This is a genomic window from Aeromonas sobria (genome assembly GCF_006243315.1).
GTDB classification, from domain to species: domain Bacteria; phylum Pseudomonadota; class Gammaproteobacteria; order Enterobacterales; family Aeromonadaceae; genus Aeromonas; species Aeromonas sobria_A.
This window is the reverse complement of the sequence record NZ_NKWE01000012.1, coordinates 17,136-35,138: the sequence shown is the minus strand read 5'-3', so window position 1 is coordinate 35,138 and position 18,003 is coordinate 17,136. Positions and strand designations below refer to the sequence as shown.

The 18,003-nt window shown below is 56.7% G+C and carries 18 protein-coding genes; 6 read left to right on the top strand and 12 right to left on the bottom strand.

Going from position 1 to position 18,003, the window contains the following annotated elements:
• Positions 1 to 496: 496 nt before the first annotated feature.
• From mnmE to CF137_RS03265, 8 genes are all read right to left on the bottom strand, one after another.
• Positions 497 to 1,858, bottom strand: coding sequence for a tRNA uridine-5-carboxymethylaminomethyl(34) synthesis GTPase MnmE (gene mnmE, locus CF137_RS03300; protein WP_042022960.1), 1,362 nt, complete (start codon positions 1,856 to 1,858; stop codon positions 497 to 499).
• A 110-nt stretch (positions 1,859 to 1,968) separates the two neighbouring features.
• Positions 1,969 to 3,615, bottom strand: coding sequence for a membrane protein insertase YidC (gene yidC / locus CF137_RS03295; protein ID WP_101345823.1), 1,647 nt, complete (start codon positions 3,613 to 3,615; stop codon positions 1,969 to 1,971).
• 5 nt (positions 3,616 to 3,620) lie between these two features.
• Positions 3,621 to 3,869 carry a membrane protein insertion efficiency factor YidD gene (yidD, locus tag CF137_RS03290; RefSeq protein ID WP_010672280.1) on the bottom strand — a complete coding sequence of 83 codons (249 nt, stop codon included), beginning with the start codon at positions 3,867 to 3,869 and terminating at the stop codon, positions 3,621 to 3,623.
• The gene (gene rnpA, locus CF137_RS03285; RefSeq protein ID WP_101317671.1) at positions 3,836 to 4,195 is read right to left on the bottom strand and encodes a ribonuclease P protein component; all 360 of its coding nucleotides are present in this window, start codon (positions 4,193 to 4,195) and stop codon (positions 3,836 to 3,838) included. The genes yidD and rnpA overlap by 34 nt, the downstream gene beginning before the upstream one ends.
• A complete protein-coding gene (gene rpmH, locus CF137_RS03280) occupies positions 4,195 to 4,329 on the bottom strand; it encodes a 50S ribosomal protein L34 (protein ID WP_005307156.1) in 135 nt (44 codons plus the stop codon). Before rpmH ends, rnpA begins: the two co-directional genes overlap by 1 nt.
• Positions 4,330 to 4,597: 268 nt before the next feature.
• Positions 4,598 to 5,332 (bottom strand): amino acid ABC transporter ATP-binding protein, encoded by a 735-nt coding sequence (locus CF137_RS03275; protein ID WP_139717928.1) that lies wholly within the window; start codon positions 5,330 to 5,332, stop codon positions 4,598 to 4,600.
• Positions 5,333 to 5,344: 12 nt separating this feature from the next.
• Complete coding sequence (locus tag CF137_RS03270) at positions 5,345 to 6,013, bottom strand: amino acid ABC transporter permease (protein WP_139717926.1); 669 nt, start codon at positions 6,011 to 6,013, stop codon at positions 5,345 to 5,347.
• Positions 6,014 to 6,772 carry an amino acid ABC transporter substrate-binding protein gene (locus CF137_RS03265; protein ID WP_139717924.1) on the bottom strand — a complete coding sequence of 253 codons (759 nt, stop codon included), beginning with the start codon at positions 6,770 to 6,772 and terminating at the stop codon, positions 6,014 to 6,016. It abuts the gene before it with no gap.
• A gap of 311 nt (positions 6,773 to 7,083) precedes the next feature.
• On the opposite strand from CF137_RS03265, the gene dnaA reads away from it, so the two are divergent.
• The 4 genes from dnaA to gyrB all read left to right on the top strand — a co-directional run bounded on the left by dnaA (position 7,084) and on the right by gyrB (position 13,155).
• Positions 7,084 to 8,454: a chromosomal replication initiator protein DnaA gene (gene dnaA / locus CF137_RS03260; RefSeq protein ID WP_101317667.1), complete on the top strand. Its 1,371-nt coding sequence runs from the start codon at positions 7,084 to 7,086 to the stop codon at positions 8,452 to 8,454.
• Between the two features lie 83 nt (positions 8,455 to 8,537).
• Entirely contained in the window at positions 8,538 to 9,641 is a 1,104-nt protein-coding gene (gene dnaN, locus CF137_RS03255) for a DNA polymerase III subunit beta (protein ID WP_042022966.1), read from the top strand.
• 2 nt (positions 9,642 to 9,643) lie between these two features.
• Complete coding sequence (gene recF / locus CF137_RS03250; protein ID WP_042022967.1) at positions 9,644 to 10,747, top strand: DNA replication/repair protein RecF; 1,104 nt, start codon at positions 9,644 to 9,646, stop codon at positions 10,745 to 10,747.
• Complete coding sequence (gene gyrB, locus CF137_RS03245) at positions 10,744 to 13,155, top strand: DNA topoisomerase (ATP-hydrolyzing) subunit B (RefSeq protein WP_139717922.1); 2,412 nt, start codon at positions 10,744 to 10,746, stop codon at positions 13,153 to 13,155. The genes recF and gyrB overlap by 4 nt, the downstream gene beginning before the upstream one ends.
• 101 nt (positions 13,156 to 13,256) lie before the next feature.
• On the opposite strand, the gene CF137_RS03240 is transcribed toward gyrB, so the two are convergent.
• Both CF137_RS03240 and CF137_RS03235 read right to left on the bottom strand, forming a co-directional pair.
• On the bottom strand, positions 13,257 to 14,219 hold the full coding sequence (locus tag CF137_RS03240) for a helix-turn-helix domain-containing protein (protein ID WP_139717919.1): 963 nt from the start codon (positions 14,217 to 14,219) through the stop codon (positions 13,257 to 13,259).
• Positions 14,220 to 14,310: 91 nt separating this feature from the next.
• On the bottom strand, positions 14,311 to 15,081 hold the full coding sequence (locus tag CF137_RS03235; RefSeq protein WP_139717917.1) for an MBL fold metallo-hydrolase: 771 nt from the start codon (positions 15,079 to 15,081) through the stop codon (positions 14,311 to 14,313).
• Between the two features lie 280 nt (positions 15,082 to 15,361).
• Between CF137_RS03235 and CF137_RS03230 the strand changes: the two genes are divergently transcribed.
• Together CF137_RS03230 and CF137_RS03225 are read left to right on the top strand one after the other, a co-directional pair.
• A complete protein-coding gene (locus CF137_RS03230) occupies positions 15,362 to 15,775 on the top strand; it encodes an Hsp20 family protein (RefSeq protein WP_005339298.1) in 414 nt (137 codons plus the stop codon).
• Between the two features lie 92 nt (positions 15,776 to 15,867).
• The gene (locus CF137_RS03225) at positions 15,868 to 16,308 is read left to right on the top strand and encodes an Hsp20 family protein (protein ID WP_139717914.1); all 441 of its coding nucleotides are present in this window, start codon (positions 15,868 to 15,870) and stop codon (positions 16,306 to 16,308) included.
• Positions 16,309 to 16,363: 55 nt separating this feature from the next.
• On the opposite strand, the gene CF137_RS03220 is transcribed toward CF137_RS03225, so the two are convergent.
• Together CF137_RS03220 and CF137_RS03215 are read right to left on the bottom strand one after the other, a co-directional pair.
• A complete protein-coding gene (locus tag CF137_RS03220; protein ID WP_139717912.1) occupies positions 16,364 to 17,518 on the bottom strand; it encodes a VopS family T3SS effector adenosine monophosphate-protein transferase in 1,155 nt (384 codons plus the stop codon).
• Positions 17,505 to 17,936, bottom strand: a complete 432-nt coding sequence (locus tag CF137_RS03215; protein ID WP_139717910.1) for a type III secretion system chaperone — start codon at positions 17,934 to 17,936, stop codon at positions 17,505 to 17,507. Before CF137_RS03215 ends, CF137_RS03220 begins: the two co-directional genes overlap by 14 nt.
• Between the last annotated feature and the right edge of the window lie 67 nt (positions 17,937 to 18,003).

Genomic DNA, 18,003 nt, shown 5'->3' with positions numbered 1-18,003 from the left:
AGAAACGCAAAGCCGGATTCTACCGCCAAAGGGTGTGGATAAATATGGATAAAGCTTGGGGATAATGGATCCACTTAGATCATCGCGCCGGCGCCTGGGTGACGATCTTTTTTCGGCCTCTGCGACTTTTTTCCCGCTGAGCTCCCATTGAATGACACCTTTTTGCAGCATGCCGGTGATCGAGCGCAGTCATTTCGCCCGCTTGTTGCTGCTCATATGGTCGTTTATCGGTCAGTGATGGTGTCAGTGTCGCTATGGATCCTCTCTGTTTGAGGGAGGAAGGACCTAATTGGCTGTGAAAGGAGTCCGGTTTGTGCAGTACAGGGCTGTGTTGACCGGGGGCGCGGCCAGCAGATCTTTTCCGCGATAGATACCGGTTGGGCTGGTGAGGAGGTGCTTGCTTCAGCGGGCATCGCTGCCCGCCTCTAGGTTTTTGGATGAAGAACGTACAAAAAACCCGGGACGAACCCGGGTTTTGACTGTCTGCCGTACTGACTTATTTGCCGATACAGAAGCTTGAAAAGATGCGGCCCAGCAGATCGTCGGAGCTGAATTCGCCGGTGATCTCGGAGAGGGACTCCTGCGCGAGGCGCAGCTCTTCGGCCACCAGTTCCCCGGCGACATAGATTTCCAGCTGGTCTTTGGCGATCAGTAGTCGCTCGGCGGCACGCTCCAGCGCATCGAGATGGCGGCGGCGGGCCATAAAGCCCCCTTCGGTGTTGCCCTGGAAGCCCATGCATGCCTTCAGATGCTCACGCAGGGCGGGCAGGCCCAGCTCGGTCTTGGCGGAGATGCGGTAGACGGCATGACCCAGCTCCTGACTCGGTGCCAGCTCCTCGCCGGTGAGGTCGGCTTTGTTGCGAATGACGGTGAGGCCGATGTTTTTTGGCAACCGATCAACAAATTCTGGCCAAATTTCGCGCGGGTCGATAGCGTCAGTGGTGGTGCCATCCACCATAAACAGCACCCGATCGGCTTGCTCGATCTCGGCCCAGGCGCGCTCTATGCCGATCTTTTCCACCTGATCTTGCGTGTCGCGCAGACCGGCGGTGTCGATGATGTGCAGCGGCATCCCATCGAGGTGGATATGCTCGCGCAGCACGTCGCGGGTGGTACCAGCAATCTCGGTGACAATGGCGGACTCACGGCCTGCCAGGGCGTTGAGCAGGCTCGATTTACCGGCGTTGGGGCGACCGGCGATCACCACCTTCATCCCTTCCCGCAGCAGGGCGCCCTGCTTGGCTTCCCCGCGTACCCCATCCAGCTCGGCCATGATGGCGTAGAGATCGCCCGCCACCTTGCCGTCGGAGAGGAAGTCGATCTCTTCATCGGGGAAGTCGATGGCCGCTTCCACATAGATGCGCAGCCGGATCAGGCTTTCGACCAGCAATTGAATTTTGCTGGAGAACTGCCCCTGCAAGGAGTGCATAGCGCTGCGGGCGGCCTGCTCGCTGGAGGCTTCGATCAGGTCGGCGATCGCTTCGGCCTGGGCCAGATCCAGCTTGTCATTGATGAAGGCGCGTTCGCTGAACTCGCCGGGACGGGCAGGGCGAATGCCATCGATCTGCAGAATGCGGCGGATCAGCATGTCCATGATGACGGGGCCGCCGTGCCCCTGCAGCTCCAGCACATCCTCGCCGGTGAAGCTGTTGGGGGCTTTGAACAGCAGGGCTATGCCCTGATCCAGTACCTGGCCTTGCTCATCCTTGAACGGCAGATATTCGGCGTAGCGCACCCGCGGGAGCTTGCCGAGCATTATCTCGGCGACCTGTTCGGCGGCGGGGCCGGAGACCCGGACTATGCCCACGCCGCCACGGCCTGGCGCGGTGGCTTGGGCCACGATCGTATCTGTTGTCATCTTGCTTGGCTCGTTTGTTCGCTGATAGGAAAACGTAGTGGGAGACATTGTAATAAAAAAGGCGGCCCGAAGGCCGCCTCTTTTGTCATCACGGGAAGATTAGCTGCGCATCAATTGCGAGTGTGCAGGCCTTTCTTCTCCAGCTGACGATAGATGATGGTCTGCTGGGTAATGGAGATGACGTTGCTCACCAACCAGTACAGAGTCAGGCCAGCCGGGAACCAGAGGAACATGAAAGTGAAGATGATCGGCATGAACTGCATCACTTTCTGTTGCATCGGATCGGTGACAGTGGTCGGGCTCATCTTCTGCAGATACCACATGGAAGCACCCATGAGGATTGGCAGCACGAAGAAGGGGTCCTTCACTGACAAGTCAGAGATCCACAGGGCAAACGGCGCATGGCGCAGCTCGACGGATTCCATCAAGGCCCAGTAGAGGGCGATGAAGATCGGCATCTGCACCAGGATCGGCAGGCAGCCACCCAGCGGGTTGACCTTCTCCTTCTTGTACAGCTCCATCATGCCTTGAGACATCTTCTGGCGATCTTCACCGAAGCGCTCACGCAGGGCTGCAATCTTGGGCTGCAGCATGCGCATCTTGGCCATGGAGGTGTACTGGGCTTTGGTCAGCGGGAACATGATACCGCGCACCAGCATGGTCAGCATGATGATGGCCAGACCCCAGTTCTGGACGAAGCCGTGGAACACGGTCAGCAGCCAGTGCAGTGGCTGGGCGATGAACCACAACCAGCCGTAGTCGACGGTCAGGTCGAGGTGATTTGCCACCTTGGCCATCTGGTCTTGCAGCTTGGGACCGACCCACAGCTTGCTGGTCACTTCGGCCTGTTGGCCAGCGGCCACGTCTACCAGCGGGGCTTTGTAACCGATGATGGCCTGGCCTGTGCCAGGGGTCACGCGGCTGTAGAAGCTGTTGGTATCGTCAGCATTCGGTGCCCAGGCTGAGACGAAGTAGTGTTGCAGCATGGCGACCCAACCACCTTTGGTGGTCTTGTTCAGGTCGGCATCCTTCATTTCGTCGAAGGTGTACTTCTTGTAGCGAGTCTCCTCGCTGGAGAAAGCACCACCACGGTAAGCACTCGCTACCATGGCATGACCTTCCTGGTCTTTCGGGGTTGCTACGGTCTGCTTCAGCTGACCATAGAACTGCACCTGAACCGGCTCGGCAGATTTGTTGTCGATTTTGTAATCAACACCAACGGCATAGTCGCCACGCTTGAGCACGAACTCTTTAGTGAAGAGCACGCCCTTGCTGTCGGTCCAGGTCATCGGTACGACGACTTGATCCTGACCATCGGCCAGCTGGTAGCTGGTCTGGGCGGCGTCATAGGTAGGACGGCCCTGGGGCTGACTGTCAGGACCATCACGACCGACCAAGCCGCTTTGGGCGACATAGAGGCGATCAGGCACATTGGTCAGCAGCACGAATGACGGCTCTTTACCTTCTTCCAGCTTGTGGGCCAGCAGTTCGGCAGAGACGATATCGCCACCCTGGGTATCCAGGGTCAGTTTGAGCACGTCAGAGGAGACGGTGATCAGCTTGCGTGCGGCAGTCGCGTTGGCTTGCTCGGAAACCTGAGGAATGTCACCGGTTTGACCGGCTTCAGGTACGAAATGTTCGGTTTGGGCCACGGTAATCGGGGCCGGCTTCGGAGCCTTGTCGGACTCCCACTGTTGCCAGAGCAAAAAGCTCACGAACAGCAAACCGATCAGAAGTAGATTGCGTTGTGATTCCATAGTCTTCAGTTTCTTCGCTTTGGTTGCGGAACCGGGTCATAACCACCCTCGGATAAGGGGTGGCATTTTAATAGACGTTTGCTAGCTAGCCAAACGCCTTTTATGAAACCGTGAAGTCGGATGGCTTCTATCGCAAATTGGGAACAAGTTGGAGTAAAACGGCAGCGCGGCCCGAGCAGAGGGCTAATGATTAGCTGATACAGGCGTATCAGTTTGATAGCTACCCATTGCAACGGCGTGACAGAGTGCGCCATAGCTTTTCCAGTAACTTGAACAGTTCCTCGTTATCCATCTCTTTTACACCGGCCTTGGCGATCACCACGATGTCGATAGCGGGCAGCTGATGTTGTTGGAGGCGGAAACTTTCCCTGACCACCCGTTTGACACGGTTACGCCAGACGGCACGCTTGAGTGCTTTTTTGGGCACAGCGAGACCAAGACGAGAGTGTTCGAGTGAATTGGGGCAGGCGAGAAGCGTAATTTGCGGGGAAGCAGCCCGGACAGGCTCAGCGAAAACGCGTTTGAAGTGTTCGGGAGTTAACAGACGTAACTCCCGAGAGAAGGTGTGCTGGGTAGGCATTAGACTACCAGGCGGGCACGACCCTTGGCACGACGAGCGGCCAGAACTTTACGACCGTTGGCAGTTGCCATGCGGGCGCGGAAACCGTGAGAGCGCTTGCGCTTCAGGTTGGACGGTTGAAAAGTACGTTTCATGATTCGATTCCGTATTTCTGTACAGTTTTGATGTCACACTTAGCCGACGCGCCAGCTATAGCGTGTGACGACTAGCAAAAGAGGCCGAATTCTAAACAGAGTTCGGCTTTTAGTCAATCCGCCGTTCCCTCTCATCCTGCGATGGTCTTGAAAGGCCACTGCAGAGTGTAAGGATCCAGAGGATCGAGGGCTCCGGATTATACTGGCAACCCGGGGTTAAACAAGGGATCCTTCAATAAAAAAGGTGGTCAAGCTGCGAAAGCGGCGGCTATTTCAGAACTTTTCGCAAGAACTCCCGGGTTCGGGGATCCTTGGGATCAACCAATATCTGATCTGGCGGCCCCTGTTCGACGATCCGCCCCCCTTCCATGAAGATCACCCGATCAGCAATATCGCGAGCAAATTCAATCTCATGGGTCACCACCACCATGGTCTGGTGCCGGCGAGCCAGCGCCTTCATCAACCCCAGCACCTCGTCTACCCACTCGGGGTCGAGGGCGGAAGTGGGCTCATCAAACAGAATCACCTTGGAGTGGGCGGCCATGGCGCGGCCAATGCCGACCCGTTGTTGCTGACCGCCGGACAGTGACGCCGGATAGGCATCCTGCTTGTCGGCAAGGCCTATCTCTTTGAGGATGCCGAGTGCGGTGGCGCGGGCTTCTGCCTTCGGTTGCTTCCAGACGGTGATCAGCCCTTCGGCGATGTTGTCGAGCGCCGTCTTGTTGGCAAACAGGGCGTAGTTCTGGAACACGAAGGAGGTGCGTTTGCGCAACTCGATTGCCTGTTGCTCGCTGGCCTTGGCCAAATTCAGCTCAAGGTCGTCGATGGCCAGGGTGCCCGCATCCGGGGTTTCAAGCAGGTTCAGGCAGCGCAGCAGGGTCGATTTGCCGGTGCCAGAGGGGCCGATGATGACGACGATTTCCCCTTTTTTCACCTCCAGATCGATGCTGTTGAGTACCTGATTGCCGTTATAAGCCTTGGTGAGGCCGGTGAGTTTGATCATCGCTGACCTCCGTTAGTAGGCCCGATTCAGGCGAACTTCCAGCAGATGCTGCAAGCGGGTAAAGATAATAACGACCCCCCAGTAGACCAGCGCCACCGCCATGAAGCTCTCGAAGAACTTGAAGGAGGAGGAGGCTTCCATCTGTGCCTTGCCCATGATCTCGGCTACCCCCAGGGTGAATGCCAGTGAGGTGCTCTTGATCATGTCGATGAAGTAGTTCATCAGCGACGGGGTGGCGATACGTGCCGCTTGCGGCAGGATGATCCGCCGCATCGCCTGATAGCGACTCATGCCGATACTGAGCGCCGCTTCCATCTGGCTTTTGTGAATGCCGAGGATGGCAGCCCGGATCGACTCGGCCATGTAGGCGGCGAAGTGCAGGGTCAGGCCGACGATGGCGGCAGTAAAGGCATCCATCCCCACGAAGATTGGGAACAGCTGCGGTAGCCCGTAATAGAGCAGGAATAGCTGGACCAGCAGCGGCGTACCCCGAAAGAACGAGATATAGAGCATTGCCAGCCAGTGAATGACGGGGATGCGAAACACCCGCACTATCGCCAGAGCCAGCGACAGCACGAGTGCCAGTACGAATCCCCACAGGGCCATCTCCATCGTGGTGCCCAAGTACTTGAGCAGGATGGGAAACAGCCCCAGCGTGTATTCGAGGTCAAATTCCATCATTTATTTGTCGGTGATGTCGGAGGCGAACCATTTTTCGGAGATCTGACGCAGGGAGCCATCCTTGCGCATGGCGGTCAGGGCACTGTCGACCTTGTTCAGCACGGCCTGTTTCTCTGGGGTATTCAGGAAGGGCAGGGCGTTCTCGATGGTTTCGAACGGTGCGCCGGCCTGTTGCAGTGGCAGCTTGGATTCCTTGATCAACTGGGCAGTGGAGACGCGGTCCATCACGAAGGCATCGATACGACCCAGGGCGACATCTTGTTCGAAGTTGGAATCATAGGTACGGATATCGATTTTCTTGGCCGGATCGTTCTTGCGCAGCAACTCTTCGAAGTTGGAACCCAGGTTCACCGCTACCTTCTTGCCTGCCAGATCCTGGATGCCGTGGATGGTGCTGTTGCCCTTGCGCACCACGATCTGGGCGCCGTCATAGACGTAGGGTTGGGAGAAGGCGTATTTGGCCTTGCGCTCGTCAGTGATAGTGATCTGGTTGGAGATGGTGTCGATGCGACCGGTTTCCAGCATGCCGAACAGGCCGGAGAAGCTGGCGGTCACGAATTCGACCTTGTAGCCGGTGCGCTCGCCAATCTGGTTCCACATATCCACCTCAAAGCCCTGCAGCTTGTCCTGCTTGACGAAGGTGAACGGAAAATACTTGCCGGACATGCCGACCTTGATGGTCTCCTGGGCTATCGCCTGACCGGACAGGGTGGCCAGCAGAATGGCTGCGCCGGAAATCAGCTTGATGGATCTGTTCATGGTGTTTCTCGCTCTCAATGTCTTGTATTTGTAGTTGTAATCACTACGTTGCAACGCATGCTATTGGAATAAAACCTAATTAATAAATGACATTTAGTTATATTAAATAACAAGAGAGATGGGGGCGATCCGCCAATCTGGACAGTGGATCAAGCTGTGGGTAACTTTGGGGATGAAATCTGATCCAAAGCCGTGGGATCCTTGAAAGTCAAGGATCTTATTTGCTGGATCCACCGGGCGATGGCTGGAGATCAGATCGCTAAAAACGTAGAATAGCCGGTCTTTAGTTAATCAATCGACAGGAGCTTAGAGTGACTGCTTCGCTATGGCAGCAGTGCCTAAACCGGCTGCAAGATGAGTTGCCCTCGGCAGAATTCAGCATGTGGATCCGGCCGCTTCAAGCGGAGTTGAGTGACAATACTCTGACCCTGTATGCACCGAATCGCTTTGTTCTGGACTGGGTACGAGACAAGTATCTCATCCGGGTTAATGGCATCATCAATGAACTCTATGGGGTCGACGGCCCCGCCCTGCGTTTTGATATAGGCAATCGTCCTCATCCTGTCCCTGTCGCCAGAGCGCCAGTACAGGGTGCCGCGCCTGTGAATAACTTGCAGAAGAGCTGGGAACGCAAGGCAGAAAACAAGCCTGAGCCGAACCACAAGAGCAACACCAACGTGAACTATACCTTCGAGAATTTCGTCGAAGGTAAGTCCAACCAGTTGGCCCGTGCGGCTGCCCGTCAGGTAGCGGACAATCCGGGCGGTGCATACAACCCGCTGTTCCTCTATGGCGGTACCGGTCTGGGTAAAACCCACCTGTTGCACGCGGTTGGTAATGCGATCAAAGAGGGCAAAAAAGATGCAAAAGTCATCTATATGCACTCCGAGCGGTTTGTTCAGGACATGGTAAAAGCGCTGCAAAATAACGCCATTGAAGAGTTCAAGCGTTATTACCGCAGTGTCGATGCCCTGCTCATCGATGACATTCAGTTCTTCGCCAACAAGGAGCGCTCCCAGGAGGAGTTCTTCCATACTTTCAATGCTTTGCTTGAAGGTAACCAGCAGATCATCCTGACCTCGGATCGCTATCCGAAGGAGATCAACGGTGTCGAGGATCGTCTCAAGTCCCGCTTTGGCTGGGGCCTGACCGTGGCGATCGAACCACCGGAGCTGGAGACCCGCGTCGCGATCCTGATGCGCAAGGCGGACGAGAACCAGGTCCATTTGCCGGATGAAGTGGCGTTCTTTATCGCCAAACGTCTGCGATCCAACGTCCGTGAACTGGAAGGCGCCCTCAACCGGGTGATCGCCAACGCCAACTTCACTGGCCGTGCCATCAACATCGATTTCGTGCGCGAAGCGCTGCGTGATCTGCTGGCACTGCAGGAGAAGCTGGTCACCATCGACAATATTCAGAAGACGGTGGCGGAGTATTACAAGATCAAGCTGGCGGATCTGCTCTCCAAGCGTCGTTCCCGCTCGGTTGCCCGCCCACGCCAGTTGGCGATGGCGCTGGCCAAGGAGCTGACCAACCACAGTTTGCCGGAGATAGGTGATGCCTTTGGTGGCCGTGACCATACTACCGTTCTTCATGCCTGCCGCAAGATTGAGCAGCTGAAGGAGGAGAGTCACGACATCAAGGAGGACTATTCCAACCTGATCCGTACTCTTTCGTCCTGATAACAGCACGGAGTGGACAGATGCAGCGTGAATATTCCAACCTGATCCGAACCCTTTCCTCCCAATAACAACGGAGAGCACAGATGCAGCTCGAAATTAGCCGTGAGGCCCTGTTACGTCCTCTGCAACTGGTGTCCGGTGCTCTGGGTGGCCGACCGACCCTGCCGATCCTCGGCAACGTGCTGCTTGATGTCAGCAACGGTCTGCTGTCGTTGACCGGGACCGACCTCGAAGTTGAGATGATCGGTCAGGTCTATCTCAATAGTGACAGCCAGGATGGCCGCACCACGGTGCCAGCGCGCAAGCTGCTGGATATCTGCCGTGGTTTGCCAGAAGGTGCCGAGATCCGCTTCAATACCGAAGGTGAGCGCCTGATCATCCGATCAGGTCGTTCCCGCTTCAACCTCTCGACCCTGCCAGCGACCGAGTATCCGAACATCGAGGATTGGGAATCCGTGCTCGAGTTCGATATCAGCCAGCTGGAACTGAAAAAGCTGATCGATGCCACCCAGTTCTCCATGGCCAGTCAGGATGTGCGTTACTACCTGAATGGCATGTTGTTCGAGAGCGAAGGGCACGGTTTGCGTACCGTGGCAACCGACGGTCACCGTCTGGCCACTTGCCGCCGTGAGGTGGTTGCAGAATCGCTACCCGATCATCAAGTTATCCTGCCCCGTAAAGGGGTGCTGGAGCTGGTGCGCTTGCTGGAAGCTGACGACAAGCCGGTGCGGCTGCAGATCGGCCGCAGCAATCTGCGCGCTGCCCTCGATGGCTTCATCTTCACCTCCAAGCTGGTGGATGGTCGCTTCCCTGACTGGCGCCGCGTTATTCCGCGCAACAGTGACAAAGCCTTGATTGCCGGTCGTGAGGATCTGCGCCAGGCGTTTGCCCGTGCGGCGATCCTCTCTAACGAGAAATTCCGTGGGGTGCGTCTCAATCTGCAGGAAAACCTGCTGCGCATTACCGCCAACAACCCGGAACAGGAAGAAGCCGAAGAGCTGCTTGACGTACAATATGCCGCTGGCGAGATGGAGATCGGTTTTAACGTCTCTTATGTGCTCGACGTGCTGAATACGTTAAAATGTGACCAAATCCGGATTAGCCTGAGCGATTCGATCAGCAGTGCCATTATTGAGGATTTTGAACATCAGGATGCTCAGTACGTGGTGATGCCGATGCGGATCTAGTCGTGTCTCTGGTCAAACTCCAGCTCAGCGACTTTCGCAATATCCAGCAAGCCAGTCTCAAGCTGTCGCCCGGCCTCAATATCCTGGTCGGGCGCAATGGCAGCGGCAAGACCAGCGTGCTGGAAGCTATCCACTACCTTGGCTTGGGGCGCTCCTTTCGCACTCATTTGACCGGACGGGTTATCCGTCAGGGGGAGCGGGCCTTCACCCTGTTTGCCCAGTGTGAACTGGAGGGGCGTCAGGTTCCCATTGGCCTTGCCAAGGACAAGAGTGGCGAGACCCAACTCAAGATTGCCGGTACTCAGGCGCAACGTCTGGCCGACCTTGCCGAGTTGTTGCCGGTGCAGTTGATCCATCCAGATGGCTTCAACCTGCTGACTGGTGGGCCTCAAGCCCGTCGTGCCTGGCTCGATTGGGGTGTCTTCCATCAGGAACCGACCTTTTTTTCCCTGTGGGGACGAGTGCGGCGGCTGCTGAAACAGCGCAATGCGCTGCTGCGCCAGAGCACCCAGTATCGCCAGCTGGCGTTCTGGGATCAGGAGCTGGTGCGGCTCGGGGGTGAACTGGCCGAGTTTCGCGCCAGTTATTGTCAGGCCATTACGCCCCTGATCAAGGAGATGACGGCGGATTTTCTGCCGGAATTCGATATCAGTCTCGGTTTTTATCGGGGCTGGGAGAAAGATACTCCCCTCAATGAGTTGCTGGAGGCGGGGTTTGAGCGGGATCGGGCGCTGGGCTATACCGGCGTCGGGCCACAGAAGGCCGATGTCCGCCTCAAGGCGAGCGGGGTGCCCGCTCAAGATATTTTGTCCCGGGGTCAACTGAAGTTGCTGGTCTGCGCCATGCGCTTGGCTCAAGGGCTCTATTTGAATCAACATAGCAGCCGTGGCTGTATTTTTTTAATTGACGATTTTGCCTCTGAACTGGATGTCGACAAGCGCCGCTTGCTGGCCGCAAGGCTGAAGCAGTGTGCGTCCCAGGTGTTTATCACCGCCATCGACACCGGTCAGCTCGCAGACATGATGGATGCGAATGACTGCAAGTTGTTCCACGTGGAACAAGGCAAGGTCTCCGAAACGTTAGAGAAGGCAGAGAGTAAGCTATGACTGAGAATACTTACGACTCCTCGAATATCAAGGTACTGAAGGGCCTGGATGCGGTCCGCAAGCGCCCGGGGATGTATATCGGCGATACGGATGATGGCTCGGGTCTGCACCACATGGTGTTCGAAGTGGTCGATAACTCCATTGACGAAGCACTCGCTGGTTACTGCACCGATATTTTGGTCAAGATCCATTCCGATGGTTCTGTCTCTGTGCGTGACAATGGCCGGGGCATCCCGGTAGACATGCACGAAGAGGAGGGCCGTTCCGCCGCCGAAGTTATCATGACCGTGCTGCACGCTGGCGGTAAGTTCGATGACAACTCTTATAAAGTATCCGGTGGCCTGCACGGTGTGGGTATCTCCGTGGTTAACGCCCTCTCTGACAAGCTGTTGCTGACCATTCGTCGTAACGGTCATGTTTACGAGCAGACCTATCATCTGGGTGAGCCACAGGCGCCACTCAAGCAGATCGGCGACAGCTCAGGTACCGGTACCGAGGTGCGTTTCTGGCCGAGCCCGACCATCTTTACCGATACCCTGTATCACTACGAAATCCTGGCCAAGCGGCTGCGTGAGCTCTCCTTCCTCAACTCCGGTGTTTCCATTCGTCTGCATGACGAGCGTGATGGCCGTGAGGTGCATTTCTGCTACGAGGGTGGCATCAAGGCGTTCGTTGAATATCTGAACCAGAACAAGACCCCGATCCACCCGAAGGTATTTCACTTCACCACCGAGCACGATGGTATCGGCGTGGAAGTGGCGATGCAGTGGAACGACGCCTATCAGGAAGGGGTCTACTGCTTCACCAACAACATTCCGCAGCGCGATGGTGGTACTCACCTGGTGGGCTTCCGTACCGCGCTGACCCGTACTCTGAACACCTATATGGACAAAGAGGACTACAGCAAGAAGGCCAAGTCTGCCGCCAGTGGCGACGATGTGCGTGAAGGTCTGATTGCTGTTATCTCCGTCAAGGTGCCGGATCCCAAGTTCTCCTCCCAGACCAAGGACAAGCTGGTTTCGTCCGAAGTGAAGACTGCCGTTGAGCAGGCGATGGGCGAGAAACTGGGTGAGTTTCTGCTGGAAAACCCGAGCGATGCCAAGATCGTGGTCAACAAGATCATCGATGCGGCCCGTGCCCGTGAAGCGGCCCGCAAGGCCCGCGAACTGACTCGCCGTAAAGGTGCGCTGGATATCGCAGGTCTGCCCGGCAAACTGGCTGACTGTCAGGAGAAAGACCCGGCTCTTTCCGAACTCTACATAGTGGAAGGAGACTCTGCTGGCGGTTCCGCCAAGCAGGGTCGCAACCGTAAGAACCAGGCCATCCTGCCGCTCAAGGGCAAGATCCTGAACGTCGAGAAAGCCCGTTTCGACAAGATGATCTCCTCGCAAGAGGTGGGTACCCTGATCACCGCACTGGGCTGCGGTATCGGTCGTGACGAGTACAACCCGGACAAGCTGCGCTACCACAACATCATCATCATGACCGATGCTGACGTCGATGGTGCCCACATCCGTACCCTGCTGCTGACCTTCTTCTATCGTCAGATGCCGGAAATCATCGAGCGTGGTTACGTCTTTATCGCCCAGCCGCCGCTCTACAAGGTCAAGAAGGGCAAGCAGGAGCAGTATCTGAAAGATGAAGATGCACTGCTGCAGTATCAGACTTCTATGGCGCTGGATGGTGCAACCCTGCACGTCAACGAGTCTGCCCCGGCTATCGGTGGCGAGGCGCTGGAGCGTCTGGTCAACCAGCACCGCGCTGTCTCTCATCTGATCACCCGCATGTCCCGTCGCGCCCCGGTTGCCGTACTGACCCAGCTGATTTATCAGCCTGAGTTGCACGAAGCACTGCTGGCCAACGAGAGCGATCTGCTGGTTTGGTGCCAGAGCATGGAAGCGGTGCTCAACGAGAGCAACCACGGTATCCAGTACCAGATCCAGGTTCGTCGCGACGAAGAGCGCAGTCTGTTCGTGCCGCACGCTGTGGTACGTCAGCACGGTGTTGATCGTGAATACCCGATCAGCTACGAATTCCTGCAATCTTCCGAGTACCGTCAACTGGTTTCGCTGGGTAAGGAGATCGCCAACCTGATTGAGGATGGTGGTTTTATCAAGCGCGGCGAGAAGGTCAAGCCGGTTGCCAACTTCGTGGAAGCGGTCGACTGGCTGATGAGCGAAGGCAAGCGCGGCATCTACATCCAGCGCTATAAAGGGCTGGGTGAGATGAACCCGGACCAGCTGTGGGAAACCACCATGGATCCGGAAGCCCGTCGCATGTTGCGCGTCACCATCGACGACGCCGTCGGTGCCGACCAGCTCTTCTCCACCCTGATGGGTGATGCCGTTGAGCCCCGTCGTGACTTTATCGAGACCAACGCCCTGCGCGTAGCCAACCTCGACGTCTAATCGACGCAGTCAGACAGATAGTAAAAAGCCGCTCCTTGTGAGCGGCTTTTTTGTTTTTGGGGTGAGCTGAGAACATGTTCCACGTGAAACGTGGAGCCTGATTATGTTACCGGGCTACCACGAAAAGATCGTCGCCACTCGCTGGGGGAGATGGCAAAGCGGGCACGGAAGTGATTGCGCAGGGAGGTGGCACTCTTGAAGCCGACCAGCTCGGCGATGCGATCGATGGAATGGCCGCTTACCTCCAGCAGCTCCTGACTGCGCCTGAGCCGCTCCGCCATCAGCCATTCACCCACCGAGAGACCGGTAGCCTGATGAAAGCGGCGGGTAAAGGTGCGTCGGCTCATCAGGGTATGGGCTGCCAGAGAGTCCAGGGTGTGGGGCTCGGCCAGATGGGCGCGCAGGTGATCGAGCAACTGGTTCATCCGGACATCGCGGGTGGAGGCGGGCACCGGCTGCTCGATAAACTGGGCCTGACCCCCTTCGCGGTGGGGCGGGATCACCAGCCGCCGCGCCACCTTGTTGGCGATGGCCGAGCCGTGGTACTGGCGCACCAGATAGAGGCAGCAGTCCAGTCCGGCGGCGGTGCCTGCCGAGGTGACCAGCCCATCGTCATCGACATAGAGGGCATTGGTATCGAGCTGCACGCAGGGAAAGCGGCGGCAGAAATCCTGTTCGTACTCCCAGTGGGTCGATGCCTTGCGACCATTTAGCAGCCCGGCGTAGGCGAGCACATAGGTGCCGAGACAGAGCCCGACCAGCCGTGCCCCTCTGGCTCTGGCGGCGATCAGGGCATCGAGCAGCACCGCCGGTGGTCGTGCTGCCGGGTCGTGCCAGAAGGGGATAACGATGATCTCAGCTTCGGCCAGCACCTCCAGCCCATGGGGGGGCTGAATGGTGAAGCCTTGCGCCGAGTGTGAGTGACGGTTGCCGTCGCCGCAGCAGAGCTTGAGCTCGAACAGCGGCTGGCCCGGCAGGATATCGCCGAAGATGAGGCAGGGGACTGCGCAGTGAAAAGGACTGAAGTGATCGAAGGTCACCACGGCAACGATCGGGGTGGGCATGGTGTTGGCTCCTCTCTGCGCGCAGGACTCTCATCATAAGCGTTCGGTAGTGAAAGCCGAAGGGCCATGTCTGGCATGGCCCTCCTGCGGATCACAGCGATAACGTCTCGCCATCTTGCGGCACCCGTACCCGATCCGTCATGCTCCGTTCCGCCAGATAGTCGCGCAGCTCCTGGCGTGACAGCACGGCGTGGTTGACCGCCTCCATATGGCTGGCGATCAGCGTAGCCTGCGGTGCCGCCTGATAAACGGCGGCGACATCCTCCTTACCCATGATGATGGAACCGAGTCCGGGCACTTGGGCATCGCCGCAGTTGAGGATGATGACCTTGGGCTGATGCTGTTGCAGAGCTTGCTCGACCGAGGGATGCCAGATGGTATCACCGGCCAGATAGAGGCTCTGTTCATCGGGGTGGGAGAAGACCACGCCGCATACCTCTCCCATGCGCTCGCCCAGTACCGCCATCAGTTGATCGCTGCCGTGCTTGCCACCGGTTTGCTGCAGGCGAATACCGGCAAATTCGGGCTGCTCGCTCAGCAGGCGCACATTCTCAAAACCACTGGCTCGAATGGCATCGGCATCTTTCTGGTGTTGTACAAACAGTGGCAGATGCTTGGGGACCAAGGCTCTGGCGGCATCGTCCCAGTGGTCGGGATGATCGTGGGTGACGATAACGGCATCCACATCGACCAGCTCATCGATCGACAGCGGTAGCTCGACCAGCGGATTGCGCAGCTGGCTGTTGGCGGTGCCTTCAAAGCCGGGGAAGGCCCCTTTGGCCGAGAGCATGGGGTCGATCAGAAAGCGGGTGCCGGCATAGTCGAGCAGCAGGGTGGCGTTGCGAACCTGGGTAATCTTCATGGGATGGCTCCATGTTGGCTGGTGGATATGCAACCAATTATGGTGGATAGCTTGGTCAGCTATTAGTGGCCCGCGGGTCGATTATCATCACTATCGGGCCAACAGGTTGATGTTCTACAGGTCGGTGCGGCCATTTAAAAAATTTGAAAAAATCCCCTTGAAAGGAAAAAGTGAGCCCCTATATAGGTAACAAGGCCGGAACGCTCGACAGAGGTTTCGACCAGACGCCCGTCCATAAGGAGGGCAAACAATCCGTTATCGCTCATAAGAGGGTAATACTATGCGTTCTATCGACTTTTCTCCGCTCTATCGTTCTGCCATCGGTTTCGATCGTCTGGCCAATCTCATCGAATCTGCGGCCAGCAATGGCAATGCCGGTTATCCCCCCTACAACATCGAGCAACTGGGTGACAACGACTACCGCATCAGCATGGCGGTGGCGGGCTTTACCCAGGAAGAGCTGGAGCTGAGCTTTCAGGAAAATCTGCTGACTGTGAAGGGCAACAAGCAGGCCGACACCGGGCGCAACTATCTCTATCAGGGGATTGCCGAACGTGGTTTCGAGCGTCGCTTCCAGTTGGCCGACTATGTGCGGGTGAAAGGGGCCGACCTGAAAAACGGCTTGCTGCACATCGAACTGGTGCGTGAAGTGCCCGAGGCGATGAAGCCGCGCAAGATCGAGATCAACGGCTGATAGCCTGAATTCACTGAAATTTTAAAATTTCCCGGGTGCCGATGACGGGCCTGTGGAGAGTTGACCCTGTTGCTTATTAGAAGGATAGGATTATGCGTAACCTCGATTTTTCTCATCTCTATTCCAACGCCGTCGGCTTCGAGCGGATGGCCCGTGAGCTGGAAGGTCTGTTCGAGCAGAAGACCGCAGCTTACCCCCCGTACAACATTGAAAAGCGCGATCAGGATGGCTATCGCATCACGGTCGCCGTGGCTGGCTTCGAGCGCGAAGAGCTGGAGCTGGAGACCGAAAACGGCACCCTCAAGGTGACGGGGCGCAAGGGGGCGGCAGCTGGTGAGCGTCAGTTCCTCCATCAGGGGATTGCCGAGCGCGACTTCGAGCTCGCCTTCAAGCTGAGCCAGCACGTGGAAGTGCAGGGTGCCAAGCTGGAGCATGGTCTGCTGACCATCGATTTGGCTCGTGAGCTGCCGGAGGCGCTCAAGCCCCGTGCCATTCCCATCGGCAAACCCGACCAGCTGGCGCTGCCCGGTTAAGCAAACCGGGTCACGATAAACAACAAAGGCCTGCATCTGCAGGCCTTTGTGTTCTTTATTTGATCCCGTGCAGTGAATTTTCTGCTGGCAAATCGAGAGGGGCAAACCGTCCTTCACGCAGTTCGCTCAGTGCGTATAGCAATCTTCCCATTCTGCCATTTCCATCGGTAAAGCCATGGAAACCAACAACAGCCGCAAACAGCTTTTTGCCCAGTTGGGGATCCTTGCTATCAAGAGTTGCCAGATGTTTCTCCAGCATGGCAGCACCGCCAATGCTGGATGGCAGGCTGCCCCCACTGATAGCTGGTCCACGATAGTCACGGGTCAGATTGGGGACCAACTGGTGATGAAGTTGCTTGAGAACCGAGCTGTCTGTCAGGCTCTGAGAGTTCTCGCTATATTCCCTGAGCAGGGCGGTAAAATTGCTCCACTCATTGCCACCGGATGTTGAAGCCTTAAGAATCCATGCTGCTGCGCGATCTACATTTTCGGTAAAACCGGTTGGGTTGTAGAACGATTCCTCGAGGGTACCAGAAAAGACGCCTTGACCAAGATCCTGGGTGAGGAGTGCTTGCTGGTGTTGTTGGGCTACCTGCAGGTTCTTTATTTCTATCTTCAGCAAGGGGTCAAGAGCGTTGATTGCTTGTGCCGCAGACGGTTGCCGGTAAAGTTGCTCCAGGCTGGTCATGGACTGCTTTGGATCGGTAAGCTTATTCAACAGCTGAGTCATAGCCTGCTCGCCAACAAGGGCGAGTAGCTCATTTCCGGCTGGGCTCTGCTTGAGTGCCTCTGACATGGCCCGTTGAAACAACAGGGCATGTTCGCTGTCGTGTGTGGCTGGTCGCTGGGTTCTCAGTCGTTCTAACACATCTTCCGGTGTCGTAATAAGGCGGTCTTTAAACAGCATGCGAGCATGAGCAACAGCGTCATCGCTTTGCAGGCGTTGTTGTTGGGCTCCCGGGGTAGAGAAGAGCTGCTGAGTTGCGGCTTTGGCAACAGAAGTTGAGGATCCCAGACTGAACAGCTTGCCGACCCCTTCAAAAAAGCGAGCAATGTTGCTGCTTTGAGGGTGGGTACGTAAAACCTGCTGCAAGTCGGCATCGATGCGATACTCCTTGCCTGCGATCTTCAGGGAGCCTTCATTTTTAAACTGTTCTTGCTGCGGTGGCGTTGCATGCAGCAGGGCGGCCACACTTTTAAACTCGATCATGAATGCCTCTTGTTGTTGCTGTTGCTGGGGTAGAGCGCGGTAGCGAGGTCACAAATGTTCGCATCCACTCGATGAAGTCGCCCAGATGTTGTGCCAGTTGGCTGCCAGTCATCCCATCCAGCATATGGCGCCGATAGGCAATCAACTGGAACTCTGGGTGCCAGCCAATCCCGGGTTCTTTGTCGAAAGCAGGATTCAGTGCGGCCATGAGCATGCGGCGCTGTAACTCGGCATTGTCGAAAGAGAAGGTGGGGAGCACTAAAGGAGCCATGATGAGTAAGGCACATGGCTCCAAGTGCAAGATAAGCGGAAGTTCACTGTCGATAAGAAGCGGGCAATTGCCGTTCTCATCAATGGTAAGCGAAGAGAGTTGTAACAGCGTGGCCAGTTCAGCCAGCAGCATTTCACCAATATCCATGATCAACCCTTCAGTATGATGATACGGAAGGGAATTCTAGTGGGCCTCCTGATATCTCTCTGTCTAA